The following is a 24,540-nucleotide window of genomic DNA, read 5'->3' on the forward strand; positions in this document are numbered from 1 at the left end:
CACGATGCGCGCATAATTGGGGCATCTGGGGATAAATAAAGACCCCCCATGCACCCGCCAGAGCCCGCTTACCCTTGCTACCTTCCGGTCCTGGGGGAGTTCACAGGGTGACGCCACATGAGGGGCCGGGAATCAGCTTACCCGACAGCGGCGGTGCGTGCGAATCCGGCAGTAGTCATGCAGCACTCAAGCGGGCCATATCAATTTTGTGCCGGCGGTGGTACGTTCGCCACATAGGGGCGCAAAACCATTGCCGTGCAGGCCCCCGCAACGTTTTCGCCCCGCGTTGCCCGGGCTGCCGAGGAGAAGTTAGCCATGTTGAGCTACGGATTCTTTGAATGGATTTTCTGGGTGCTAGCCATCGGGACAGGACTCATGGTGCTGATGCGCAGTGAAGTTTTCTCCACCAACACCTCACAGCGCACGCATCGCCACTCTGGCCAACAATTCTTCTTGATTGTCATGGCAGTGACCTTTGCTGCGTGCGGTTTCGTTACTGCGGCTTTGGCAATGCGCGCAGGCCACTGATCAACGCAGCCTCCTGGTCAGTACGGCGTGGCACTGCAGTTCGAGTGCCCCCGCAGCCACAGCGGTCATAGCGCAGGCGGGCATGCCCCGGGCTGTGAGTAACAACACGGCGGTGAGCCATGGTCGGGCTACATGGTGGGCGTCAAGGGTGTATCTGGAACTTTAGTGGGCTCAATCTGCCCTCGAAGGTGCCCAAAATAGCCATCACGGCTGCCCTAGTTCGAGGGTGGGAGTCCTCGATTCGTGACTTGGGCACTTTGTCAGGTACTCTTGAACCTGCCGTGTTTTGCACAGCAAGCTGGAGGATTCGCCTAGCGGCCTATGGCGCACGCCTGGAACGCGTGTTGGGTTAACGCCCTCGGGGGTTCAAATCCCCCATCCTCCGCCAAGAAAGGTCCGGAATCATTGAGATTCCGGGCCTTTTCTCGTTAACTTCTGGTTAGCGGCCAAAAGGTGTACAGCCCGGGCATGTCAGTGGCTTCCACGATCGCCATCTTCGAGTCGCCATATCTGGCCCCGAAAATGCGATTAAAGGGGCCATATCTGGGGACTCGAGTGAGGGGGCTAGCGGCCAAAACTCGAGATCCCGCGCCACTAGCGTCCGGTTCCAAACTGCAGCTGATGCGGTAAAAATCGCGGATTCATCGCCGTATCTGCGATGTCGAATCGGCGGTGGGGTGTAGATCGCATTTGCTGCTGATTCAAAGCCAAGGTGCGGGACCCAGTCACTGTCCCGGCGCTAGACTCAGGCTGTGACTACGCAAACCTTGAACACTCTGCCCCTTACTCTCAACGACGGCACAGCTACAACGCTGCCTGCTTTGGCTACCAAAGCCGTGCTGCTGGTCAATGTGGCCTCAGAATGTGGCTTCACTAAGCAGTACGACGCCCTTGAGGCCCTCCATGAAAAGTATCGCGACCAGGGTTTGAGCGTTGTTGGCGTCCCCTGCAACCAGTTCGGCGGTCAGGAGCCCGGCACGGAAGAGGAAATTGTTGAGTTCTGCCGCAAGAACTTCGGGGTGACCTTCCCACTTGCCGCCAAGACCGATGTGAACGGCGCCGATGCCAACCCCATTTTCGCTCTGCTCACCGACAACGGTGCCGCGCCGATCAAATGGAACTTTGAGAAGTTCCTGATCACGAACGACGGCGGCCTGCAAGCCCGTTTTGAATCTGCCGTCACGCCGGACTCACCCGAGCTGGTAGCCGCTGTGGAAGCTGCTCTCGCTTAAAGGGTCAACGAGCGCTAACTGCACATTCACCCGGCTGCGTGGTCCGGCCCGGCCCGGCCAGACCCAGTCCGGCCAGACCCGGCCGAGCCAGGCCCGGTCCGGCCCAAGCGGTGAAGCTACTTGGCCAGGCCATCCAGCCAGAACTGCAGAAACGCTGCCCCGGCGAAGTCGTTGATAATGTCATCGCCCAGTTCCAGATCTGCAGCGGTCTTGACCGGGTAGGGCTTCTCCGGCACGCCTTCGGCCGGGCGAACATCAATGTGCTTCACGGCGTGGTCCTGGTGGTGCAACCAGTCAGCCATGGCGTAATCCGTACGGGAATCTCCCACCGTCCGCCACGCCTCCGGGACAATTCCCTGAGCAGCCAGTAGCTCCACGGCCCGGCTAGCGCCCAAATCCTTGCCCAACCGCACCGATTCAATATCCGTGGAAATGATGGACGGATCCACGCGGTAGTCAACGCTGCCAGTTGACCCGGGTGCTCGATGATCAAGGCGCACCGCACCCAAACCGTGCGCTGCCAGCAGAGTCAACGCATCGGCGTCGAACTTCTTCTGCTCAGCCAAATACACGCTGCTCTCTACCTCAATGTGCTGCTCCACCGAGACCATCGCCCGCTTAGTCTCGTCGAAGAACATGTGCTCGGCGTAGGAATCCGCCACGAGGTTGCGGATGTCGTCACCAAAACCGGTCGGCATGGCCAAAGACTTATCGACGTGGATGGGGCCGGGGCCATCGGGGGTGAAACTGAACCAGACGGCGCCCTTCTCGCAAATGGCGTGGACTACGGAACCAGCAGGCAGCCCGGCCTCCAGCATGGGATGCATGAGCTGTTCGGAGATGAAAGCGTCGGAACGGCCGGTGTTGAACACCACCGGAATGCCTCGACGAAGCAATTCGATCAAGCTCTCGATGATGTCCTCGGACACGCGGCGAGTGACGGGGCTGGCCAGTGGGCCGTCAACATCAAGGAGCAGGGCAAGGGGAGGGTGCGCGATTGTCATGCCACCATGTTCCCAGCAGTGGTGCCTAAGAGCCACTTTCGGTAACCATTTTGCAACACACCGTGGCGCGAGAGGGTGACACAGTTCCTTTCACCCACACTTGTCCCTAGTCTGGGGAGGTGATATTCAAAGCTGTTGGCGACAAACGCCCTTACCCGGACCATGGCTACATCACGCCCAAGGACTGGGCTGGTGTGGCGCCACGCCAAGTTCGCTTGGCCGAACTGGTCACGACAAAGGCGCAGCTAGATCTAGAAGCCCTGCTGGCTGAGGACTCCACGTTCTTTGGCGACTTGTTCCCGCACGTTGTTCAATGGCGGGGCACACTGTACCTCGAGGACGGCCTACACCGTGCGGTGCGGACAGCTCTGCACCAGCGCACCATTTTGCATGCCCGGGTACTGGTGATCGATGACTAGGCTGCCCGCGGGGGAATCTTCGGATGGTCCCGCAAATAATCCCGCCGCAACGAGCCCTGAACAGGACGATGACGTCTTGCTGACGGCTCGGCAGCGACGACGGGCCGAGCGGGTTGCGCGCCGCCAAGCCAAGGATGAGGCCTACGAGCTGCGTATGCAGCGCAAAAAGGCCAAAGACGGGACCACTTGGCGTGGGCACCACATTGTGGATTCGAGAGGCCTAGAGGAGGCCTTCCCGGAGCCAGAAACTCCCGAACTGCCAACGAGTACCGTGCGCCGGCGCATCACGCACGCCGTGGTGCTGGTGCTGCTGCTGTCCTTGGTGGTGGCCGGATTGGTCCTGGTGGGCATGATTCAGCGCGGCGAGCTGGATCTGAAAATAGGTTCCGGGCGTCCCAGCCCCACGCCCTTTGCCTGCCCCACCGAAACGCTGGATTATCCAGCAAATACTGCAGTCGCGGTCAACGTGTACAACGGTGGCAGCGTCGAAGGTATGGCGGGAAAGGTGGGGGAGGAGCTGAAAAAGCGCGGGTACCAAGTTCAGAAAATTGATAACCGTGACTTGGCGCTATTGGCGCCCACGGTGGTCATTTCCGGTCCGAGCGGCCACTCCGCAGCCTTTAACTTGCAGCGTAATTTCCCCAACAGCGAATACGTCGAAGATGATCGCGAAGACGCCACCGTGGATGTGGTGCTGACCAGCCAATTTGGCAACCTCGTAGCAGCCCCAGAGGTGGATCAAAGTGCCGGCGTCTTGTCCTGCCCACGGCTGAGCCCGGCGCCAAGCGAGTCCCCGAGCGGTGCTCCAAGCGGTCCGCCGATTGAGCCTTCCGGGAAACCTTAGGCTTCGACAAACTTCACGTCAGGGAGACTCTGACGCGGTGGAAACCCTAGGCCCGTTGGATGGGGCGGCCGTCGGCGTCAAAGGTGGCACCCACCCCGGCCTGAATGAACCTGACGGCCCCGGTGATGTGGTCCTCATCCGGGGTATCAGCGTTGCGGCGGGAGGCGCTGGTGGTCAAGGAGCCGTGGATCAATTGCACGAGCCCTTCAACGTCGGCTTCGGGCAGATAGCGCTGGGCCATTCCGGCGCGCAGAATATCCATCAGTATGGTGTTGAGTTCGCCCACATGTACGCCCAACTTGGCGAACGACTCATTCGAAAGCACCGAACGCATGGCGGGACCGGGTGGCAGGTGGCGCCGGGTGAGATCCTCCATCTGCGCCCGCACGTACACCGCCAGGCGGTCTACCGGATTCTCCAGACCGTCAAGGCTGGCCCGGAGGTCAACGACAAACTTGCCGGTCTCATCCAACGCATACGCCACCAGAAGTTGTTCCAGATCGGCAAAATAATTGTAGACGGCGGTTCTTCCCACACCGGCGGTCCTGGCAACATCGGTCATTGTCAGGCCCGGCAGTCCATGGGTAAACAGAAGTTCGCCGAACGCGTTGAGGATTTTGCGCTGCGTTTGCTCGCGCTGCGCCGCGTTCGTGGGGGCGGCTATTCGTGGCATAGTGACATTTTAGCGTCATTTCGTCAGTAAAAGTATTTAGGCTCGTTGGAAGGAACCCTGCAGGCAGTTATCGCTTGATGGCAGCGCGCCGAATACCCAAGACACGGACGACGGCGGCACTTACGTGCCGCTCAAACGGCAGTTCCGCCGTGGTCAACAAAGAGGCGTCCAAAGCTTTGTCGATGCACTTGCTCACGAGTCTTTCGGGGATGTGCAGGGACCGGCCAAAGCGTAGCCAATCGTTGCGGTTCAGCCCCGTGCGGCTGCCGGCGCTGCCGCCCACGGGCAGGGCCATGCCCGGGTCACGTGAGGGGTCGCCGTCGATGAGGTCGGTCAGGATACCTCCGGGAACACCTGCTGCGAATCCCTGTTCAATTTCGCTGGCCAGCGTGCACTGCAGATCGTAGGCCGGGGCCACGCGCCATTCGCCACTGGGTTCTTGCACCACGGAGATGTTCTTGGCGTGGAGGTTGCCATTGCCGGTGAGCCAGGCAAAGAGGAACTGCAAGAAAATATTTCGGGCGGCCAGGGCTTGGGATGAGCACATGCTGATGGCGGCGGCGGCGACAGCCTCGCTGGGCACCGTGTACTTACGGCTCGGTCCCAGACCCAGGAGCTGGGCGCCGTCTTCCACCGCTAAGGGCCCACTGGGGGACCGGTCAAAACGGGAGACGAGCAGCGCAGCTTGGCCAACGCCGTCGTACACCAAGCGGGCATCGGCGATAGGGATGGACAGTCCACGGGCCTTGGTGAGTAGAAGATGTTCGGTCTCGACCTGACGGTGGTGGCTGCCGTCGTTGAATTTGAGGATGTAGGCGCGGGTGGGGTCCTTGTCGTGGCGGTAGGAGGCGGTGACCTTGTCCTGCAACCCGGGCAGAACCGAGAGATCAACGGGGCCAGGAACGGCGGCAAAGTCGGAAAAGTTGATGTCGTCCATGGTCTTGGTGACCGTCAGCAGGGACGGGATGGTCTCCGGCTGCTGCCCCGCGGCAACAATTTGGACATCGCCCAGCGGGTTCTCCCCGGCTGCCACGAGTAATGAAAACTCGTCGTCCATGGTGGTTTTGACGGCCCACCGCAGCTTGGCTAAGCGCTCACCCTCCGGCAGCAGCCCTGCGAAAAAGGCTGGCACGCTGCCGTGGCTCAACGTCACGGGGACATCCAGGGCGGGCAGGGTGGAAGCGATGCCGGGGCCACCTGACGCCAGATATTCCGGCAGGTAGGCGAAGACCACGCCCAGACCAGCTTGCCGGGTCAGCGTCGCCGCGGCTATCCCGCGCTTGTAGATGACAGCCCGGGTGACGGCTTTGGCGTAGTAGAGGTTCTTCACCGGGTCACCGCTAGCGTCAGGCTCATGCCGAGGGCAGCCGCCACGGCGGTCAGGATGTCCAGCCGGACGGTTTCGCGCCCATTTTCCAGATCGCTTAGCACCCGGGTGGAGATGTCGGCGAGATCGGCTGTCTCGTTCTGTGTCAGATTCAAGGACCGGCGCCGGGCCCGTAAGGCCGCGCCCAGTTCGACAACGTTCATGGTGGTTCCGACTTTCCCGCAACTGGCCCAAAGTTCCCTCAGGCCGTTGAGCGGCCTGTGGCTCCATCCTAAGCCCATGCGGCCATTTTTGTGCATGATCTTGCAGAAAAAATAGAGGGAAGGTGTTGTCTCTGCAAACGACGGTTTCCGGGCACGGGCGCGGGCGCGGTCTGGGAGCTGCGCACCATTGACTAGTGTTGAGCGGTGAGCAATTTTCTTCTAAAACGTCCGTGGGCAGGTCGCCTCGGCGCACTTTTGGGCATCATGGTCATGGCGTTGAGCCTGCGCACCGCTGTTTCTGTGGTGCCGCCATTGCTCGGCGAGCTCAGCGGAGAGCTGGGCTTCGACGCCGGATCAACAGGTCTGCTGGCCATGTTGCCGCCGCTGATGTTTGCGTTCTTCGGGCTGCTGACCCCTGTATTGATCCGCCGGTTCGGGCTCGAAAAGGCATTGGTAGCCGCCGTCGTGCTTGCTGTGCTGGGGCAATTGGCGCGCTCCGCCACTGACCAAGTCTGGCCCTTTCTGGGGTTTACCGCCGTGGTCATGGCCGGCTATGGCATTGGCAACGTGGTGCTGCCGCCGCTGGTGAAGAAGTACTTCCCGGACCGGGTGGGCGTGGTCACGGCCGGGTATGTGACACTGCTGTCCGTGGGCACCGCGATCAGTCCGCAGCTGGCTGTCCCGGTGGCGGGCCTGACTAATTGGCGGGTGTCCATTGGCATGTGGGCTACGGTGAGCCTGCTGGTGCTGCTGCCCTGGATCATCCAGTTTGTACGGGATCGCAAGAAACGCAGTGCTGACCCCGGCGTTTCCGGTTCCGGCGAGCAGGCAGCCCACCTCACAGCTGATGCGGTTGCGGGTTCCGCAGCCACACCGAAGTTACGGCCGTGGCGTTCTCCGGTGGCTTGGGGTTTGGCGATCTTCTTGGCCGGAAACTCGGCCCAAACCTATGTTTACTTCACGTGGCTGCCTCCCTACCTTACCGGGCAGGGGCTCGATGCGGCCACGGCAGGTACGGCGCTGGCCTACTTCGCCATCCTCGGCCTGCCGGTGAGCTTGTTGGTCCCGCTCTGGGTGCCGCGCATGAAGAACCCGATCGTGGCCATCAGCCTCTTCGCGCTGTTCTGGGCCGCGGGACATCTGGGCCTGTACCTTTCGCCCGCGGAAGGGACCTGGCTGTGGGTGACATTCTCCGGACTGGGTCAGGGCACCTTCGCTACGGCACTACTCATGGTGAATCTGCGATCGCGGACAACCCACGGTTCCTCGGTTTTGTCCGGCTTCAGCCAGGGTCTGGGCTATGCGGGGGCTGGGATCGCGCCGCTGTTCTTTGGCACCATCCACGAGGCCAGTGGATCCTGGGCCGCATCGTTCGCCATGCTGGGTGTCTGTATGACGGTCATGATGACCGGTGCCGTCATGATCAACGCAAAGCGATACATTGAAGATTCTGCCGCGGAACCGATTGCTGCGGCCCCTGCGGAACTCGCAGTCAACCTCAAGGCGTAAACAGGCATGGCCCTTCGATTCTTAGTTACTGAAAGCATCCCAGAGTCTGGTCTGCAATTAATGCGCGACGCCGGTGAGCTCACCGTATTGCCGACCGCCCCGAACATGGCGGAACTGCGTGCCCTGTGTGCCAGCGGCGACTATGACGTGTTGGTGTCCCAATTGGCTGACACCATCGACGCCCAACTGCTGGCCGATGCCACGCTACGGGGAATCTCCAACTACGCCGTAGGGTTCAACAACATTGACGTATCCGCTGCCACCGCCAAGGGCATTCTGGTAGCTAACACCCCGGGCGTCCTTACCGACGCCACCGCCGATATTGCACTGCTGCTCCTGCTGGGTACGGCCCGCCGAGTCGTGGAAGCAGATGCACTGGTCCGTGCCGGCGAATTTATTGGGTGGAAACCCGAGCTGATGATTGGTAGCGACGTTGCAGGGCAGGTGCTGGGGCTGGCCGGATTCGGTAGGATCGCCCGCGCTACGGCCCGCCGGGCGCTGGGCTTTGGTATGGACGTAGTGTTCTCGCCGCGCCCGCCAGCGGAGCGTCTTGTCTCCGATAAAGAGCTGGGAGAGTTCGCTGGAAAGGTCCGTCAGCTGCCGTGGCAGGATGTGGTGGCCCAGTCTGACTACTTGTCCCTGCACGTGCCGCTGACCGAGGACACCCGGCATTTGGTGGATGCTTCTGTGCTGGCGGCCATGAAGCCGGGCGCGATCTTGATCAACACCGCCCGCGGCCCGGTAGTGGATGAGGCGGCGCTGGTGACAGCCCTGCGCGAAGGCGTCATTGCTGGCGCGGGCCTAGATGTTTATGAGAACGAACCGGCCTTGGCACTTGGACTCGCCGAACTTCCCAACACGGTGCTGCTGCCTCATATTGGCAGTGCCACGGGCCCTGTCCGGGCCAAAATGGCAGTGCTGGCGGCGGAGAATGCCATCGCCATGGCCAAGGGTGAGCTTCCGCCGCATCCGGTCAACCCCGAGGCACTGCCTTCCTGAGCCTCCTGCCCCTCCCCGGCGCCCCTCCCTCGCGACGCTCCCTGGCGACGCTATCGCAGCAATGGTGGCTTTTCATCTGACGCTAGGGCAGCAATGGCGGGTTTTCGGCGGACGCTATCTCAGTGTGAATCCAACTGTGTGAAGGTAACACCGGCGCGCCCTGGGTGAGGTGGGGGCGCCGGACGGGAACCGGCGTCGTGCTGGAAGAATCCCTGCTTGGGGGCTAGGCAGAAGTGGGGGTCAGGCAGAAGCTGGCCCTAGAAACGCGATGAGCTGCCGGAGCCGGAGAAGCTGCCACCGCTGGAACCGTAGCCGGAGCTGCTACCGGAACTGGAGTTGCTGCGGGCCGTTTTCACCTGGCTCCGGCCCGTGCTGTAGCCGGTGCTGAAGGAAGGCACCGAGTAGTAGGAGCTCCAGCCGTAGACCGAGCCAAGGATGGTGGGCGAGCTGCTGCGATATGCGCTCTTGCGGCTGATATCCATGGCTAGACGCATCTGAGATTTTTCGGAATTGGTCTTAGCGAATTTTTCAATCATGGCCTCTGAATGCTGTTGCAGCACTGCCGTCAATTCTTTGCGAAGATCACGCAACTTATCAAGAGCCTCTTCCGGTGAGATTTTACCTTCTTGAAAAGAGGCTCCTAGATGCTGCAGTTCGCTCGTCTTTTGCGCGTAGAGGGAGTCGATCGCAAGGGTGGTGGGCAGGCCCTTGGCTTCGCGTTGGCTGACCAATGTTGGCAGCTGGTTGAGGTCGTCAAGTAGTGGCTGTGACTGCCGCTCCCAGGCACCTTCCCATCCGGAAAAGCGGTTGAGGAGGGTGTTGGTGTCGCCAATGACATCGTCTAGGGTGTCCAGATCCTCAGCGAGATTCGCGTACTTTTCCACGATTTTCACGTTGGCGCCTTGTGACAGTTCCTTTTTGGTGAAGGCATGGACCTGTTGGTTGAGCACACTGGCCTCGTTGTAACGGGAGCTGAAATCACGGTACTTTTCCAGTACGAGGGCACCGTATGTGGAGGCATCCGGGATGGTTTTGGCGTTCAGTTCCGTGGTCTCAAGAGCCAAACTCACACTGGAAAAACCAGCGTCACCGCGTTTGAGATGCTCGGCCGCCTTGGTGCGGTTTTTGCTGCGGATGGCAGCTCGGGCACCAAATCCCAAGAGGGCTACGCCGCCCACGACGCTGGTGGCGATGATGAACCCGGCTGATTGATACCACGGTTGGTTGATCAGCTTCGCGGCCTTCTTAACGCCGGTGATGGTGCCATCGGTCCACTGGGCCTCGCGGAATAGGTCCTTCACAGATTCCTGGATGGCTTCACGTTTTGCCAGTGACACCTTCCGGTCCTCGCCCATGTACGTGCCTACTTGGCGTCCTTGGGGGTCAAAAGCAAAGATGAACAGCCCATCGGCCCACTTTTGCCCATCGGCGCTGATCCATTCTGGGTGGTAGGCCCGGGCGTAGCGCAGGACTTCCTCGTTGAAGTTGTCGCTATAGTCACCGTTTCGGGTGTAAATCACTACGGTGGTGGGGGAATGGAAATCAATCTTCTCCAGTGCCGGCAGCAATTGCGGCTGATACAGCACACCCGCGGTGTCCTCCACCACGATCTCCGTGGGGGTATCCGCCAGTGCCGCCGGAGCCACACCGAGCAGGGTTAAAAGTGTCAGTGCCAGAATCCCCAATAGCCTTTTCATGGTTCCAGCCCACCATTGTGGCGGGGCAAATGGCAAGTTGGGAACTCGTTAGGTCTAGGTGTGGGGCGGTCCCTGGAGCCGTTGCAACACGTACTCCCAGTTCAGTAGTTCCTGCTCAAGACGCAGCAATGGCTGGTGCGTTCCATTCTGCAGATTTGCGTAAACGGCGTGCTCGTCAGGGGTCAGATGGTTCAGTGCACCATGGTTGGGGGTGGCTTCACGGCCCCAAAAATCGCTGTGAGCAAGCAGGGTTTCCTCATCCATGAGGATGCTGCGCACGCGGGGGTGATGGGAACGTAGCTGGTTGAGGATACTAAAGCCATGAGTGTCGATATCGCCCCAATACAACACCTCAACATCAGTCAGCCAGGCAGCGTCCCGGATGCCTTCGAAGCCGTACCCGCCACCAAAAACGGCCAGGGTGCGCGGCATTTGAGGCAACGCCAGGAAATTGACCAGGTTCTCGGTAGTGATGATTCGGTCCACATCAGGACGCATCGCCACGAACGCTGCGGCGCTCACCTCGATATCTGCCACACCTGGTGACAGCTCTAGGACAGGGTCAAGGAAACGGAGCCTGACCCGGTCTGGAGCTGCCAGAAAACCATGTCTGCGCGAATAATTCTTGCCCAGTAGGGCCCGCTCAGGTGCCAATACCGACACCATCGAATCGATGAGCTTACGGTGGTTTTCCACGAACTTGGTGTGAACCCCTGGCAGGGACAGTTGCCGCAGGTAAATCCCGGGAGCCGGATTGGCCACCATCCAGAGGGCCACGCGGGCGGCAGTCAACGCGTCTTCGCCCTGCTTGAGAACCTCTATCGGATGGCGCAAGGCCCACGCTTCCAACTTTGGGTCGAGGGTTACGAGGGTGCGAGCCAATTCCAGGAATCTGGCCGCTTCGTGTCCGAGTCCAAGGAAGGAAATTTCTTCCGCAGCCGAAGCGAACACGGCTGCGGCGGGTATCGTGTTGGCGCCAATGGTGGTTGCCCCGACCGTGACGTACTCCAAGGTTGCGCAGCGGGGTGCCGGATCCCAGGAGGCAGCCCACGCCGCGGCCAGCGCATAGTCGGTCCGCAGCGCGGTGGCACTGGGATGCTTCAACGTCCGACGCCGGGGATGCAGCCCCGTGGGCGTGTGAAACTCCCGCAGCAGCTCACCGCTGTTCCACGCGCGCAATACTGTGGCCCGCACATCGCCAGGTGAAGTCCACCCAGAGGTTTTAGTGGCCACGCTTGTCCCGTTCAGCCCGGTATTCGTGAATCGTCATGTTGCGCAGCTGGGAGTCTGCCCCGGTTTCATTGGCGACAAACCCCACATTGGCAACGAACGGCTCAATGACGTGGATCTTTTGCAAGGGGGTGACAATGAGCAGCTGCAATTTGAGGCGTTTAAACAGCTCCAGCCCGTACTTGGCGGACTCGTCCGATCCGCGCCCGAACGCTTCATCAATGACCACAAATCGGAAGCTGCGCTGATTGCCTGGGCCAGCCGCTATCCCGAACTGGAACGCCAGGGCTGCCGCGAGGATCGTGTAGGCCAGCTTTTCCTTTTGCCCGCCGGACTTGCCGCCGGAATCGGTGAAGTGTTCGTGTTCTTCACCGGTCTCCGTCCACTTTTCGGAAGCAGAGAAAGTGAACCAGTTGCGCACGTCGGTGACCTTCGCCGTCCAGCGCTCATCCAGATTGGTGAGTCCCTCACGGCCACGGAAACGCTCCACCAGCGCCTCAACCTGCAGGAACTTTTGCTCAGAATATTGTTCCTGGGCGCCGATGGACCCTTCGGAACAGGCTCGGAGATCGGTGCCGAACTCGCGCACTTCCGGATCCCCGGTGGGCTGTGGCTCCAGCTGAATGTGCCGGCCGGTGTTGTATTCAATTCGAGCCAAGGACTCATTAATTTCGGAGATACGGGAGACGATGTCCTGTTTGCGGGCATCCAAAAACGCGTTGAAGGCCACGATCTCGTGAATGGTGTTCTGCGTCAGCGATTCCTTGAACCGTTCAGCAAAGCGGGGCAGATCGTTCTCCACCAGTTGCGTGAGGATCTTGTTGAACTCGCCAGCGGCTTCAAGCGACGCGTCTAGCTCTGTGGTCTCGGCAGGGTACTTGTTGCGGAAATCCGTCATGAACCGGATGGTGATGCCTTCCGCGGTACTCATCCGCCGGCTCAGGCCGTCGATGCTCCTGGTGAGGGAATCCCGAACCTTGCTTTCAATCTTGGCGGTGTTCTTGTACGTCAAGGTTCCGGACTCGAGTGCCGCAGTGGTGAGTTTGCCCAGCTCAGCCACCAGCCCGGCGTCGGCCGTCAACGGTGTTTCAGCAAGCGATTCACGGCAGTCGGTAATCTGCTCAGCCAAGGTACGGATATCCGCCTTATTGGAGCCAATTCGCTCCATCAGGGTGCGGAGTTTCTCGGTGGCTTTTTCCACACGAGTGGCGGTTTCGCCCTCTCTGCGAGTGAGTTCACGCAGGATATCGCTGGAGGATTCCAGCGCGGACTTCTCCTCCTCCAAGGCGGAGATGGCCCGCACCGTGGCTTGCCAGTTCAAGTCCGTGAAATTTGCGACGGCGGAGATGGTCCCGATGAGCCGTTGCTGACGTCCCAGATTGCCAAGCTGTTGATCGACGCGGCCCAGCCCATCCCCTGCGGTGCGGACCTGACCTTCGGCCTGCTCCAACGCTGTACGCAACCGGGCAATTTTATCGTGGTTGTCCCAGCCCAGGACGTAGCTGGAACGGTCGGTGAGCGCCTTGCGGTCGTCCTTCTCGTGGCGTCCGCCACCGCTTTTGAGCTGACCGTTGAGGGTCAGCGCCTTGGGATAGCGGCGGAACTCGGCCATGGTTTCACAGCATTGGTGGTCAAATCTTCGGCCCAGCTCATCTAGCAAGAATTCGCGAAGCGGCGTGCCCGGTTTGATGCTGATTTTTCCGGCCAATGTGTCAGCAACGACAGGGCGCGGGGTGGCATTCTCGCTGACCTTGAGATAGACCAGCCGGGCACGGAGGTTGTTTGAATCCACCCAGTCGCTGACGGCGGAATAGTGCTGACCGGTAACCAGCAGGGATAGTGCGAAACCATGCAGAGTTCGCTCGGCGGCGCCTTCCCAAGCAGCTTCGGATTCACGGACCTTCATGAGTTCGCCAGCGAAGGGCAGTTCAGATTCGGTGATGCCGGTGCCATCGCAAAGTTTTTTGCGCAGCGCAATCAGCCAACCGGGCAGCAGGTTTTGCCTGTTCAGTAGGCTTTTGAGTTCTTCGGTGTGGTCCTTCACCTGTTCGGCTGCATCAGAACGTTGGCGGTCAAGTGCTGTGCGTTGTCCTTGCAGCTCGGCATTGGCCTCAAAAAGATGTTTCTCCACCCCCGGCAAGGCTGCTGCATTGGCGTCAAAGACCACTTGGTCCTCAGGTTCAAAGAGGCCAAGAACTGTTGCTGCGTCGGAGTAGGTGGCGTACCGCTCGCGTTGGGCTCCTGATTCGATGCTCATGCGCGCCAGTTCAGCATCAATGGCGGCGATCCGCCCGCCGCCGCTGGTGCGAATGTCATCGCGCAGATCCGCCAGTTCCCGGTTGAAGCTGCCCAATTCGGCGTTGAGCGCGGTTTGCTGCTCAGTGACCTTGGCTGCGGCACGCTCCAATTCCAGCAGGTGTGCCTCACTGAGTTGCAGCTTGCGGGAGGTGAACCACGGGGAGAGCTGGTCACGCTGCTGCTGTGACTTGAGGTGGTCCGCCGTCAGCTCGTGGTGGCGGGCGGCGTTGTCCCGAACAGGTTCAAGCATGCGGATCTGATCCTTGGCCCGCAACACGGCGTCGTGGGCTTTCTTCAGGTCATCAAAATGGTGGAGGAGGTTCTTGATGCGTGTTTCGACATCGTCCTCTTCAAGCATGTTGGTGCGCACAAAGTGGGTGATGTTCTCCACCTGCTTCATGGAGACGGTGCGGTGGAACAGATCCATGGCTTGAGCGGAACTAATACCGAAGTGGCGCTTGAAGGCGGCCCCGTACTTTTCAAACACATCAAAAACGTCGACGCCGTCATTGCGCAGCCGCCGCTTGAGCTTGGCAAGGTCGGTGCCAAAATCGGAGAAGTCACCCTTGATGGATTGCTCACCCTCGGCGATGGAGTAGAAACGGGTGGGTTGCCCGGCCTCCTGTGTGGCCCACAAGGTGATGGCCAAGGTGATGCTTTTGTTCAACGTGGCGTTGTGGAAGACGCCCAGCACCACAGTGAAGGTACCCGGACCTCTCAGTGCAACCGGACGTGAGGCGTCCCCGATACCGCTACGTGCGCTTTTGTGGAAGCCGCGCACATAGGACATGAGGCTGCGTTCCTTCTTTTGCGCACCGGCAGCCTTGTTGTACTCAATCCGGTTGGCTGGCAACAAAAGGGTGGTGATGGCGTCCACCACCGTGGATTTTCCGGAGCCGATATCGCCGGTGAGCAGGCTGTTTTCCCCGTCCAGTCGGAAGGTCCGCACGTCCTTATTAAAGGTGCCCCAGTTGAGCAGCTCCAAACGGTGCAGCCGAAAGCCTGGCCGGGTGCCGGCGTCGTCCGTGGTGAGGTCATCGAGGCTGAAGAGTCCTTGCTGAGTTTGCGTGCTCATGCTGTGGCCGCCTTCGACTGTGCTTTTGCCTTGCTGGCTGGTGAGGTCTCGCCGTCGAGGGCGGCGCGGTAGTCGGCGAGCCGTGCGTCGAACTCCTCGAGCCACTGCGCGTCCACATAGGCCTTGAGGATACGGGCCACCTCATACGTTTGATCCTGGCCGCGGAGCTTACGCAGGAAACCAAGTTCGGTGACCTTTTTGATGTTCGTGGCCAGTTGGTCCAGAACACGGGCCTCGTTGCTGGATTCGGGCAGAAATACGGAGACCATGTCAGCAATTTGTGCGGTGGTCATAATGAGCCTGGTCTCGCTGTTTTGTTGGTCAAATTCGGCCAGCCGGGCGCGCAACAGGGCTAGGAGGAGGCTCACATGGAAGGTCAGCTGACGGCGGGGGATTAGGCGTGGCAGGTCAGCATCGGCGTCCGGATGTGAACGCAAGAAGGCGTACCCTTCGGTGTCATCGAGGACCAGTTCCAGGCCCAGCACAGCAACATAGTCGCGCGTTTGGGCGGACAATGCCATGAGACGCTGCCACAGCTTTTCATCCCCCTCGCGGTAGACGACCCCTGTGAACAGCTTGGTGACAACCAGAGGAAGACCATCGGGGGTTCGCTGCCCTGATTCCGGGTTTTCTTCAGCTTCGAGGTTGGTTTCAAGGGCGGCGGTCATGATGGCCTCACAAAAATGATTTTTTCAACGGTGGCTTCCCTCAGACTGCCGTCGGGGAGCGTCCAGGAAAGTGTTTGAGATGAGTCTGGGTCGATGGTTGCAGATTTTGATTCGGTAGCGAGCTGGAAATAGGTGACGAGTTCGGCCAAACCTTGGCTGAGCGGGAAAGCGTCAGCAACGTCCGCCAAGGTGGCTTGCTCGGCGTCGGCCAAGACCGCATCAATGTGGGCTTCGAGCTTTTGTGGGTCCACATGGAACTGGTCAAAGAGCGCGTGCGCGTCCACATCGAGGTCCTCGGCGACTTCGACGGCGTCGTCAATGGGGGTTTGGCGGCTGGGTTCATACAGCGGGCGTTCGAACGGCAGCGCGACCGGCACGTCATGGCCGGCCAAGTCGGCGAAGGCCCCGGGTGGCGGGGTAGCACGGACCGCGACTGCTCCAGATTCAATGTTGCGGATCAACGCCATGATGCGCTTATTCTCCAGGAATACTTTGTCATCGAGCAGACGCCTGATCTGGGCTGAGAGTTGGCGGACCGTGGACTGGGTCTGTTCCACCGCGGGCAGCCAGTCCTTTTGCATCGAGGTGATCGAATACAGACCCTCCTGCGTGGCCAGCGCCTCGATCTGGGTGGCCCGGTCCAGGAGTTCGTGCAGTTCAGAGCGCAGCTGTGGGGACATCAGATAGTCCCAAAATCCTTGAAAGGTACGTCCTTGGAGGGAACCGCTGATGTCTTGTTGGGAGGAGAAGATCGACTCCAGAAGATCGCCCTGGCCGCCTTCCCACATGGAGATCTGTTCGCGCAGACTGCGGTCCAGCTTGCGGAAATTCGCCTCCACTTCCCGGAAGTCAGAGAGCAGGTCCTTGGCCTGGGTGGTGAGCTGGTGGAAGTGGTCTACGGCTTCGGGGCCGGTCATGACGGGGATGGTTCCGGAGCGGATGAGCTCCATTTGGGCATCGATCTCATCGCGTTGGCGCTGCAGTTCAGCGAGGCGCGCTTCGGGGTCGGTTTCCGTTCCATGGACCAAGGTTTTGAGTAGATTGAAGATGCTGGACAGCCGTGATTGGGTGGGGACGAAGTCGCGGCCACGCAACGATTCCACCCAGCGGATCACGTCTTCGGTGGAGGCTGTGAGGTCATAGACGGGTTCGTCACGGTTGTCGGCGTAGAACTTTCTGAGCCAAGCTTTGGCAGGTTCTGCCCAGTCGTCTAGGTATTCACCTGCCGCGCGAGGGAATCTGTCCTCACCGAGGGAGTCCCGCAAGCTGAAAAGAACATCCTCAAGGACCTCGATCAGGTCTTGGCGGCCTAGGTTGCGCTGATTCGGGTCCGTGAATGCCGTCATGAAGAACGTCAACGCGAGGGGCGCATTCTGGGCACGGAGCAAGGACCAGCCGGCGTGATTTTCACGCAGGGAATTGATTGAAAAGTAGTCCATGAGGGGCTCCCAAACGCTGCAATGCCTTCACTAGTAATCCTAGACGGAGGGGGTGACAAACGCTCATTGTCCGCGACCTCCGCTGGCCTGAATGCCGGCCTTGTGCTCTTAAGCTCCGACCTTGTTTGATGTACCGTGGCAATCGCGGGCTGCTTCTGCCGTTGAAGTGCTGCAGGGCTTGCCGCCGAACAGTGAGGTAGACACATGTCAGAGGTCAGAGTCGTTCTCGCAGCGTTGGATCAAGAACTCGAATGGCAGCGCGAGTTCTACAAGAACTTGCACCAGCACCCGGAACTGAGTTCCCAGGAGTTTGCCACAGCCCAATCCATCGAGGAAAAGCTCACGGGCTTCGGGTTTGCGGTCCAGCGGATCGGCGGCACCGGCGTGGTTGGCGTTCTAGAAAACGGGGCCGGCGCATGCGTGCTGGCCCGTGCCGACATCGATGCGCTCCCTGTCACCGAGGCCACCGGTCTGGACTACGCCTCCACGGCCACCGGCACTGATACTGACGGTTCAACCGTGGGTGTCATGCACGCCTGCGGCCACGACGTCCACGTCACCGCGCTTCTCGGTGCGGCCAAGCTGCTCGTGGACGGGCGCGACTCCTGGTCCGGGACCTACATCGCACTGTTCCAGCCAGCGGAGGAGACCGCCGCCGGTGCCCGTGCCATGGTCGACGACGGATTGCTCGCCAAGGTGCCCCGGCCCGACGTCGCGCTTTCACAACACGTGATGGCTACCGAGGCTGGAACGATTGGCACCACGGCCGGGCCCATCCTCTCCGCCGGGGATTCGCTTAAGATCACCGTCCACGGGCGCGGCGCGCACGGGTCCATGCCGCACAATTCCGTGGACCCGGTGGTGCTGGCAGCCTCCATTGTGTTGAAGCTGCAGACCATCGTCTCGCGCGAGACCATGCCCGGCCAGTTTGCCGTGGTCACGGTGGGCGCCTCTAATGCAGGCACCAAATCAAACATCATTGCCGACCGCGCCGTGTTGCTGTTGAACGTCCGAACCTACGACACCGAGCTTCGGGGCCGCGTCATTGCCTCGATTGAGCGGATTGTGCGGGGTGAATGCGCCGCCTCAGGTTCACCCCAGGAACCCGATTTTGAGTACTACGACCAGTACCCGCTGACCAGCAATGATGCGGAGACGAACGCCCGCGTCACAGCAGCCTTCACCGACCATTTTGAATCTGGGATGGTCTACCAGACTGCCCCGGCGACGGCGTCGGAGGACTTCAGCCGGCTGCCGGACGCATTCGGTATTCCCTATACCTATTGGACCGTGGGATCGGTGCCGTCGGAGATATATCGTGCTGCGGTGGAAAAGGGCACAGTGGCCCAGGATATCCCGGCGAACCATTCACCATTCTTCGCTCCTGCGATCGACCCCACGCTCGGTGTGGCCACACAGGCCCACGTTGTTGCGGCATTCGCCTACCTTGCCAAGGAAAATTGATGGACATGAGTGCAATGAGCGCAATGAGTGCAACCTCGGCAGCCTGAAGCCAGTGACAGTCTTTTATGCGCCGTACTGAGAGGCAGTTTGGCGCTGCCGATGCGGCAGCGCCAAATTCAGCCTAGGTGTGGCGCATAGCAAAAGTGGGCTGACGTGAGGTGCCGGGAATGTTGCGGCCGGGCCCGAGAGCTGGTTCATAGGTCCCCTCTGGCACCGGCCATGGTTGCGTGGTCGAGTTTTTTTGGCGCTCGCAGGGTGCATCGGAGTAGGCAAGGGTTTGGGGGACTCCACTCCGTCTGAAGTTCACGATTTGCATCCTGTTAACCTGCAGTTCAACCGAATCCCGCCAACGTGTCGCACGGCCCTGTCACAGTGGCCAAGTCGCATTCACGTTAGGAAGGTTCGCCATGAACGATCTGAAGAAGCTTTTGCCCATGCTCGGTCACACTCGCGGTAAGCGCAGTGCTGTCACCTGCCAACTCAAGTGCGACAACGCTTGTTCTAAGGCCGTATGCAACACCTCCTCCAACAATTACTTCCGCGACATTGTCTCGACGGAGTTTTCCCGCCGCTCGGCGATGGGCATCGGCTTGGCCGGAGTGCTCAGCACAGCCGTGATGGTCCAGGGTAAGAACGGAAACGGCAACCAGGGCAACAACGGCCACGGCAACGGCAACGGAAACGGCAACGGCAACGGCAAGCTCGCCTTCGCGCCGATCAAACCGGTCGACGCCGAAGTCGATGCTTTTAACGTTCCCGCCGGCTACAGCTGGCAGCCCATCATCCGTTGGGGCGATCCGCTGTTCAAGAAGTCAAAGGACTTTGACTTCGCTAACCAGAGCGCAGAAGCTCAGGCTGGCCAGTTCGGTTACAACAACGATTACCTAGACATCCTGCGCCAGCCCAACGGCAAAAAGGGTCTGCTTGTTTGCAACCACGAGTACGTGAACCCGCAGATCATGTTCCCGGCCGCACCCGCCAACGCCGCCGAAGAGAAGGAGCGCCGCAACATCTTCCGCAACGCCGTGGGCATGAGCGTTGTGGAGTTGGAGCGCGATAAGAAGGGTGAGCCATGGGACTACGTCCGCGGTGGCAAGCTGAACCGCCGCATCACTCTCGATACCAAGTTTGAGCTGACGGGCCCGGTAGCTGGCACTGATTTCGTGAAGACAGCCGCAGATCCGGAAGGCCGATTCGTCCTCGGAACCTTGGGTAACTGCGCTGGCGGAACCACTCCCTGGGGCACCATCCTCTCCGGTGAGGAAAACTTCAACGGCTTCTTCCGCACCGAAGGAACCAGCGATGGGGACCGCCGCTACGGACTTGCCGACAAGGCCACCGGCATGGGCTGGGAACTGGATGATCCCCGCTTCGACGCCCGGGGCGCGGATTACCGTAACGAGCCCAACCGCTTCGGTTACATCGTGGAGATCGATCCGGAGAACCCCAACTCGGTCCCGAAGAAGCACACCAGCATGGGCCGTTTCAAGCACGAAGGCGCCAACGTCATCATCGCCGACAACGGCAAGGTGGTTGCGTACTCGGGCGATGACGAGCGCTTCGATTACCTGTACAAGTTCGTCTCCAAGAACAAGTACAAGAAGAACAACAAGGCTCATAACATGACCCTGTTGAGCGAGGGCGATCTCTACGCCGCTCAGTTCACCGGTGATTCTGCACCAGAGATTGACGGCTCCGGCACGGTCCCTGCAGACGGTGCCTTTGATGGTTCCGGCAAGTGGCTGCCGCTGGTGGTCAACGGTAAGAGTGCCATCGCCGGCATGAGCGTTCAAGAAGTTCTGGTCTACACCCGCCTCGCCGCGGACAAGGCCGGCGCCACCAAGATGGACCGTTGCGAAGACGTCGAGCCGAACCTGAAGACGGGCAAGGTCTACGTGGCCTGCACCAACAACACCAACCGTGGCGTGGGTGCCAACGCGGTTGCTGACGAGGCGAACCCGCGGACCCAGAACCGTGATGGCCACATTGTGGAGATCACCGAGCGCCGCAATGACTCCACCGCCACCACGTTCAACTGGAACCTGCTGATGCTCTGTGGTGATCCGGCCAAGAACTCAACCACCTACTTCAGCGGATTCCCGGTTGATCAGGTCAGCCCCATCTCCTGCCCGGATAACCTGGCATTTGATACCCAAGGCAACCTGTGGATCTCCACGGATGGCGCGCCGTCGGTCATTGGCTACAACGATGGTCTGTTCAAGGTCGGCCTAGAAGGGCGCAACCGCGGCAACGTGCAGCAGTTCGCCTCCATGCCGCGCGACGGCGAGACCTGCGGGCCGGTCATTCACGACGACGAGTCCATGGTCTACGTGGCCGTGCAGCACCCGGGCGAGGATGGCACGTACGGGGCGCACACCTCGTACTTCCCCGACTACGTTGGCGAGGGTGCCACCCCGAAGCGCGGCGATGTACGTGCGCCCCGCCCCGCTGTTGTCCAGATGTTCCCGAAGGGTTCGGGAAAGGGCGACGGCAAGGATAAGGGCCGCGATCGCGATAAGGGCAAGGGCCACGGCAAGCACTAACCCTTCTCTTTCTTCAAGCACGACGCCGGGCCCGCGCCTTCCAGCGCGGGCCCGGCTTTGCTCGCTGGTCTACTTCTCGGCGCCTCAGGGGCGAACCATTAACTCTGAGTTAATGGTTCGCTCCGCACAAAGCCCTCACGCCCCGGACCGTTCCTCCGCGTACCTCGGCGCCATGGATTCCATCTGTTCCATGACCAACTTGATCGCGGCGGGCTGCTTGTCCGGCGGGTACCCGTTCAGGACCAGAAGCCGTTTGATGGAGGAGCGCAGCTTGGCACGAACGTCTTCACGCACCGTCCAGTCCGTGCGCACATCGCGGCGCATGATCTGCACCAGCTGGCGCGCAATCTCGGCCAGAACACCCTTGCCCATGACGTCAACGGCGGATTCGTTTTCCGAGACGGCGTCATAGTAGGCCAGCTCATCGGATCCCAGCGGCGGGTCAAAGGTTTTCCCACGGTCTGCCTCGGCGGCCACCTCACGGGCCAACTCCACCAATGCCGCAATGATCTCAGCCGAGGAAAGCTGCTGATTGGTGTATTTGCGCATCAGCTCGGCAATCCGCTCTGAGAAAGCTCGGGCCCGGATGGCATTGGTTCGGGTGGTCTTCGCTGACTCATCCGAGATCAGTTTCCGCAGCGCCTCAATGGCCAACTGCGGATTCCGGGCCTTCTGCGCCTTGGCAATGAACTCGGGCGTCAAGTCACCCAGCGACGGTTTCGGCATGCCAGCAGCATCGTAAATATCCAGGACTTCACCCGTTGCGGTTGCCTCGGCGATCAACTGTCCCAACATGCGCTGGATTTCCTCGGGAATGGGCTCGCCACGGGACTGCCGGTCATCGGCGTCCAGTTTGGCCATCCACACGCGAATTTCCTCGTAGACAGCCACCTCGGGCCGCAACGGCTCCAACGAATCGGACCCTGAACAAAGCGCCCACGCCCGCGCTAGCCGGGACGAATCCCTCCGGTAGCTGCTCGCCAAAGTCTCCGGTTCGGCGTCGTCCGTGGAAGTGGAAGAGCTGGAAGGCACGACGGCGTTGCCCGGCGTGAGTGGATCCCGCAAGTAATTTACCGCTCCCCATGTGGCATTGAGGAAGGCTTTAGGCCCACCCTTCATGAGCGTGGCCCTCCAATCATGCCCGACGAGGATTTGGCGCAACTGTGCCACAAGTTCGTGGACCATGCCGATGGCCTCGTCAATGTTCTTACCGGCGGGCTTCTTAGCGCGGTCGGTATCCGAATACTCGGCCAGGGCGCTGGTCAGGTTGTCGGCCAGCGGAGCGTACGCCACCAGGAGCCCATCCTGTTTGCCGCGGAAGGTTCGGTTGACGCGGGCCAGAGTCTGCATGAGGAGCGCGCCCTTGAGTGGCCGGTCCAGATACAGGGTGTGCAGCGGCGGGGCGTCGAACCCGGTAAGCATCATGTCCTTGACGATCACCAACTCCAGCTCGTCATCCACATTCTTCAGACGTTCCTTGATCGAGGCGTTCTCCGAATCGCGGCGCACATGGTTGGAAACCGGAGGCACGTCGGAGGCTGTTCCGGAATAGACCACCTTGATCTTGCCGCGGTCCAGTTCATCCGCATGCCAGTCCGGGCGAAGCTCCACGATGGCTGCGTACAGTTTCGCGCAGATCTCCCGGGTCCCGCCCACAATCATGGCCTTGCCCGGGGCCTCGATGAACTTGGCCATTTGCCCGCGACGGTTCTCCCAGTGGCTCACCAAATCCTGGGCCAGTGCGGCGATGCGTTCCGGTGCGCCATAAACAGCATTGACCACGGCCACGCTCGCCTCGATGCGGGCCCGCTCCGTTTCGTCAAGGCCGAGGGTAGCCTCGTCGGCGGAATCATCCAGGGTATCCTCGGATACGCCGTCGGCAAAGCCCACCTTGATCAGGCGGGGCTCAAAGTACACCGGAACCGTGGCGCCGTCGTCCACTGCACGAGACAGATCGTAGACATCGATGTACCCGCCAAATACCTCGCGGGTGTCCCGGTCCGCGAAGGAAATGGGGGTGCCGGTGAAGGCGATCAGGGTGGCGTTGGGCAGGGCGTCGCGCAGGTGGCGGGCGTAGCCGTTCAGGTCGTCGTAGTGGCTCCGGTGCGCCTCATCCACAATGACAATGATGTTCTTGCGGTCGGATAGCAGGGGGTGATCGGAACCGGCGTCCTTTTCACCCTTGCTGCGGCCAAACTTTTGCAGAGTGGTGAAGTAGATGCCGCCGGTGACCCGGTTGCTCAGCTCTTCGCGCAGCTGAGAGCGGCGGCGGATTTGTTGCGGGGTCTCGGGCAGAAGCAGGCTCCGGGAGAAGCCTTCGAAGAGCTGCCCATCGAGTTCATTCCGGTCCGTGATGACAACAACTGTGGGGTTGCGCAGCTCGGGGCGGCGCATGACCTGGTTGGTGTAGAGCTCCATCTCCATGGACTTGCCTGAACCCTGGGTGTGCCAGACGACGCCGGCCTTGCCGCGGGATTCGCCGTTGGAGCGCACGGCCTCGATGGTGCTGCCCACCGCCTTGGTGACGGCAAAGTACTGGTGAGGTTTCGCGATGCGTTTGGACAAGCCTTCCGCGCCGGAGTCAAAAGCCGTGAATGAGTTGATCAGCTGCAGGAAGCGTTCCTGGTTGTAGAGGCCGTACAGGGCGGTATCGACGGCGCTGATGCGGTCGCCGTCGAGCATGGCACCTGGCGGGACGGGAACGCCGTCGTCATCCACATTCCAGGGGGAGAAGTGGTTCAGGGGAGTGAAAGCGGTGCCGAACTTGGCGATGATGCCGTCGGAAATGAGGTTCAGGAGATTGAAGCGGAACGCCATGGGAAATTCGCGCAGGTACGTTTGCAGTTGGGCATGGGCGGCGGCAACATCGGCGGATTCGCTGCCGGCTTTCTTTAGCTCGATGGCGCTGACCGGCATGCCGTTGAGGTACAGGACCATGTCGAATCGGCGGGAGTGCTCGCGGCTCGTGAGCGTGACCTGGTTGACGGCCAGCCAATCGTTGTCATCCGTGGCGCTGCTGATGAGGCGGATGGTGGGGTTCTTTTCGCTGCCATCGGTATCGATGTAGCTGAGCCGGTACCCCTCCACGAGGTACTTGTGGATCCGGTGATTCTCCGTGAGCGCGTCATTGGATTTCGGGGTAGCAATCTCGGCGACGGCTTGGCGCAGGTACTGCTCCGGCACGGTGGGGTTGAACTTTTGCAAGGCCAGAAGCAGCCGACGCCGGATCAACAGTTCGCTCCACGACTCACGTTCGCCGGTGCCCGGGGCGATCCTATCTCCGGGGGTTGGCTTCCAGCCCAGCTCGCCCAGCTGATCGAGGGCTAAACCCTCCCAGGCGGCCTCAGAAAAACCGGTGGTTGCCAATGTCATGGTGCTCTCCCCAAAC

18 protein-coding genes, 1 tRNA gene and 1 other RNA gene are annotated in these 24,540 nt (G+C 60.6%); 9 read left to right on the forward strand and 11 right to left on the reverse strand.

The features are described 5' to 3' along the window. Window positions 1-34: 34 nt before the first annotated feature. An RNA gene (ffs, locus tag AB0P14_RS12725) (signal recognition particle sRNA small type) lies at window positions 35-130 on the reverse strand. A gap of 125 nt (window positions 131-255) precedes the next feature. Here ffs and AB0P14_RS12730 point away from each other — a divergent pair. From AB0P14_RS12730 to AB0P14_RS12740, 3 genes are all read left to right on the forward strand, one after another. After that, window positions 256-528, forward strand: coding sequence for a hypothetical protein (locus tag AB0P14_RS12730; protein WP_363842662.1), 273 nt, complete (start codon window positions 256-258; stop codon window positions 526-528). Between the two features lie 300 nt (window positions 529-828). Continuing rightward, window positions 829-916: transfer RNA gene (locus AB0P14_RS12735), tRNA-Ser, on the forward strand. Window positions 917-1,280: 364 nt separating this feature from the next. After that, entirely contained in the window at window positions 1,281-1,760 is a 480-nt protein-coding gene (locus tag AB0P14_RS12740; RefSeq protein WP_363842665.1) for a glutathione peroxidase, read from the forward strand. Window positions 1,761-1,876: 116 nt separating this feature from the next. Here the strand turns inward: AB0P14_RS12740 and AB0P14_RS12745 are convergent, their stop codons facing one another. Beyond that, window positions 1,877-2,764, reverse strand: a complete 888-nt coding sequence (locus tag AB0P14_RS12745) for a hypothetical protein (RefSeq protein ID WP_363842668.1) — start codon at window positions 2,762-2,764, stop codon at window positions 1,877-1,879. A gap of 119 nt (window positions 2,765-2,883) precedes the next feature. Here AB0P14_RS12745 and AB0P14_RS12750 point away from each other — a divergent pair, with 119 nt between their 5' ends. Together AB0P14_RS12750 and AB0P14_RS12755 are read left to right on the forward strand one after the other, a co-directional pair. After that, window positions 2,884-3,183 carry a type II toxin-antitoxin system VapB family antitoxin gene (locus AB0P14_RS12750; RefSeq protein ID WP_363842671.1) on the forward strand — a complete coding sequence of 100 codons (300 nt, stop codon included), beginning with the start codon at window positions 2,884-2,886 and terminating at the stop codon, window positions 3,181-3,183. Next, a complete protein-coding gene (locus AB0P14_RS12755; RefSeq protein ID WP_363842674.1) occupies window positions 3,176-4,027 on the forward strand; it encodes a LytR C-terminal domain-containing protein in 852 nt (283 codons plus the stop codon). The genes AB0P14_RS12750 and AB0P14_RS12755 overlap by 8 nt, the downstream gene beginning before the upstream one ends. Window positions 4,028-4,073: 46 nt before the next feature. Here AB0P14_RS12755 and AB0P14_RS12760 read toward each other — a convergent pair whose 3' ends face one another. The 3 genes from AB0P14_RS12760 to AB0P14_RS12770 form a co-directional block, all read right to left on the reverse strand. Further along, a complete protein-coding gene (locus AB0P14_RS12760; protein WP_363842677.1) occupies window positions 4,074-4,700 on the reverse strand; it encodes a TetR/AcrR family transcriptional regulator in 627 nt (208 codons plus the stop codon). A gap of 67 nt (window positions 4,701-4,767) precedes the next feature. Further along, a complete protein-coding gene (locus tag AB0P14_RS12765; protein WP_363842680.1) occupies window positions 4,768-6,030 on the reverse strand; it encodes a HipA domain-containing protein in 1,263 nt (420 codons plus the stop codon). Next, window positions 6,027-6,230, reverse strand: a complete 204-nt coding sequence (locus AB0P14_RS12770) for a helix-turn-helix domain-containing protein (RefSeq protein ID WP_363842683.1) — start codon at window positions 6,228-6,230, stop codon at window positions 6,027-6,029. Before AB0P14_RS12770 ends, AB0P14_RS12765 begins: the two co-directional genes overlap by 4 nt. Before the next feature lie 204 nt (window positions 6,231-6,434). On the opposite strand from AB0P14_RS12770, the gene AB0P14_RS12775 reads away from it, so the two are divergent. Continuing rightward, entirely contained in the window at window positions 6,435-7,739 is a 1,305-nt protein-coding gene (locus AB0P14_RS12775) for an MFS transporter (RefSeq protein ID WP_363842685.1), read from the forward strand. Window positions 7,740-7,745: 6 nt separating this feature from the next. Next, complete coding sequence (locus tag AB0P14_RS12780; RefSeq protein ID WP_363842688.1) at window positions 7,746-8,738, forward strand: D-glycerate dehydrogenase; 993 nt, start codon at window positions 7,746-7,748, stop codon at window positions 8,736-8,738. Between the two features lie 257 nt (window positions 8,739-8,995). Here AB0P14_RS12780 and AB0P14_RS12785 read toward each other — a convergent pair whose 3' ends face one another. The 5 genes from AB0P14_RS12785 to AB0P14_RS12805 are packed head-to-tail and all read right to left on the reverse strand — an operon-like array spanning window position 8,996 to window position 17,145. Beyond that, entirely contained in the window at window positions 8,996-10,435 is a 1,440-nt protein-coding gene (locus tag AB0P14_RS12785; RefSeq protein WP_363842690.1) for a DUF5129 domain-containing protein, read from the reverse strand. A gap of 54 nt (window positions 10,436-10,489) precedes the next feature. Beyond that, a complete protein-coding gene (locus tag AB0P14_RS12790; protein ID WP_363842693.1) occupies window positions 10,490-11,668 on the reverse strand; it encodes a Wadjet anti-phage system protein JetD domain-containing protein in 1,179 nt (392 codons plus the stop codon). Beyond that, window positions 11,658-15,038, reverse strand: a complete 3,381-nt coding sequence (locus tag AB0P14_RS12795; RefSeq protein ID WP_363842696.1) for an SbcC/MukB-like Walker B domain-containing protein — start codon at window positions 15,036-15,038, stop codon at window positions 11,658-11,660. Before AB0P14_RS12795 ends, AB0P14_RS12790 begins: the two co-directional genes overlap by 11 nt. Then, window positions 15,035-15,706, reverse strand: coding sequence for a DUF4194 domain-containing protein (locus AB0P14_RS12800; protein ID WP_363842699.1), 672 nt, complete (start codon window positions 15,704-15,706; stop codon window positions 15,035-15,037). Before AB0P14_RS12800 ends, AB0P14_RS12795 begins: the two co-directional genes overlap by 4 nt. Further along, window positions 15,703-17,145 (reverse strand): DUF3375 domain-containing protein, encoded by a 1,443-nt coding sequence (locus AB0P14_RS12805; protein WP_363842702.1) that lies wholly within the window; start codon window positions 17,143-17,145, stop codon window positions 15,703-15,705. The genes AB0P14_RS12800 and AB0P14_RS12805 overlap by 4 nt, the downstream gene beginning before the upstream one ends. A gap of 204 nt (window positions 17,146-17,349) precedes the next feature. On the opposite strand from AB0P14_RS12805, the gene AB0P14_RS12810 reads away from it, so the two are divergent. Beyond that, the gene (locus AB0P14_RS12810; protein ID WP_363842705.1) at window positions 17,350-18,609 is read left to right on the forward strand and encodes an amidohydrolase; all 1,260 of its coding nucleotides are present in this window, start codon (window positions 17,350-17,352) and stop codon (window positions 18,607-18,609) included. A 407-nt stretch (window positions 18,610-19,016) separates the two neighbouring features. After that, complete coding sequence (locus AB0P14_RS12815; protein ID WP_363842707.1) at window positions 19,017-21,152, forward strand: PhoX family phosphatase; 2,136 nt, start codon at window positions 19,017-19,019, stop codon at window positions 21,150-21,152. Between the two features lie 135 nt (window positions 21,153-21,287). Here AB0P14_RS12815 and AB0P14_RS12820 read toward each other — a convergent pair whose 3' ends face one another. Further along, on the reverse strand, window positions 21,288-24,524 hold the full coding sequence (locus AB0P14_RS12820) for a type I restriction endonuclease subunit R (protein ID WP_363842710.1): 3,237 nt from the start codon (window positions 24,522-24,524) through the stop codon (window positions 21,288-21,290). Between the last annotated feature and the right edge of the window lie 16 nt (window positions 24,525-24,540).

The organism is Specibacter sp. NPDC078709, from assembly GCF_040686795.1.
GTDB lineage: Bacteria > Actinomycetota > Actinomycetes > Actinomycetales > Micrococcaceae > Specibacter.

Bases quoted from the DNA above. Each gene is read 5' to 3' on its own strand.
- AB0P14_RS12745 (WP_363842668.1), bottom strand. From the start codon at position 2,764: ATGACAATCGCGCACCCTCCCCTTGCCCTGCTCCTTGATGTTGACGGC.
- AB0P14_RS12755 (WP_363842674.1), top strand. From the start codon at position 3,176: ATGACTAGGCTGCCCGCGGGGGAATCTTCGGATGGTCCCGCAAATAAT.
- AB0P14_RS12760 (WP_363842677.1), bottom strand. From the start codon at position 4,700: ATGCCACGAATAGCCGCCCCCACGAACGCGGCGCAGCGCGAGCAAACG.
- AB0P14_RS12770 (WP_363842683.1), bottom strand. From the start codon at position 6,230: ATGAACGTTGTCGAACTGGGCGCGGCCTTACGGGCCCGGCGCCGGTCC.
- AB0P14_RS12780 (WP_363842688.1), top strand. From the start codon at position 7,746: ATGGCCCTTCGATTCTTAGTTACTGAAAGCATCCCAGAGTCTGGTCTG.
- AB0P14_RS12785 (WP_363842690.1), bottom strand. From the start codon at position 10,435: ATGAAAAGGCTATTGGGGATTCTGGCACTGACACTTTTAACCCTGCTC.
- AB0P14_RS12795 (WP_363842696.1), bottom strand. From the start codon at position 15,038: ATGAGCACGCAAACTCAGCAAGGACTCTTCAGCCTCGATGACCTCACC.
- AB0P14_RS12800 (WP_363842699.1), bottom strand. From the start codon at position 15,706: ATGACCGCCGCCCTTGAAACCAACCTCGAAGCTGAAGAAAACCCGGAA.
- AB0P14_RS12805 (WP_363842702.1), bottom strand. From the start codon at position 17,145: ATGGACTACTTTTCAATCAATTCCCTGCGTGAAAATCACGCCGGCTGG.
- AB0P14_RS12810 (WP_363842705.1), top strand. From the start codon at position 17,350: ATGTCAGAGGTCAGAGTCGTTCTCGCAGCGTTGGATCAAGAACTCGAA.
- AB0P14_RS12815 (WP_363842707.1), top strand. From the start codon at position 19,017: ATGAACGATCTGAAGAAGCTTTTGCCCATGCTCGGTCACACTCGCGGT.
- AB0P14_RS12820 (WP_363842710.1), bottom strand. From the start codon at position 24,524: ATGACATTGGCAACCACCGGTTTTTCTGAGGCCGCCTGGGAGGGTTTA.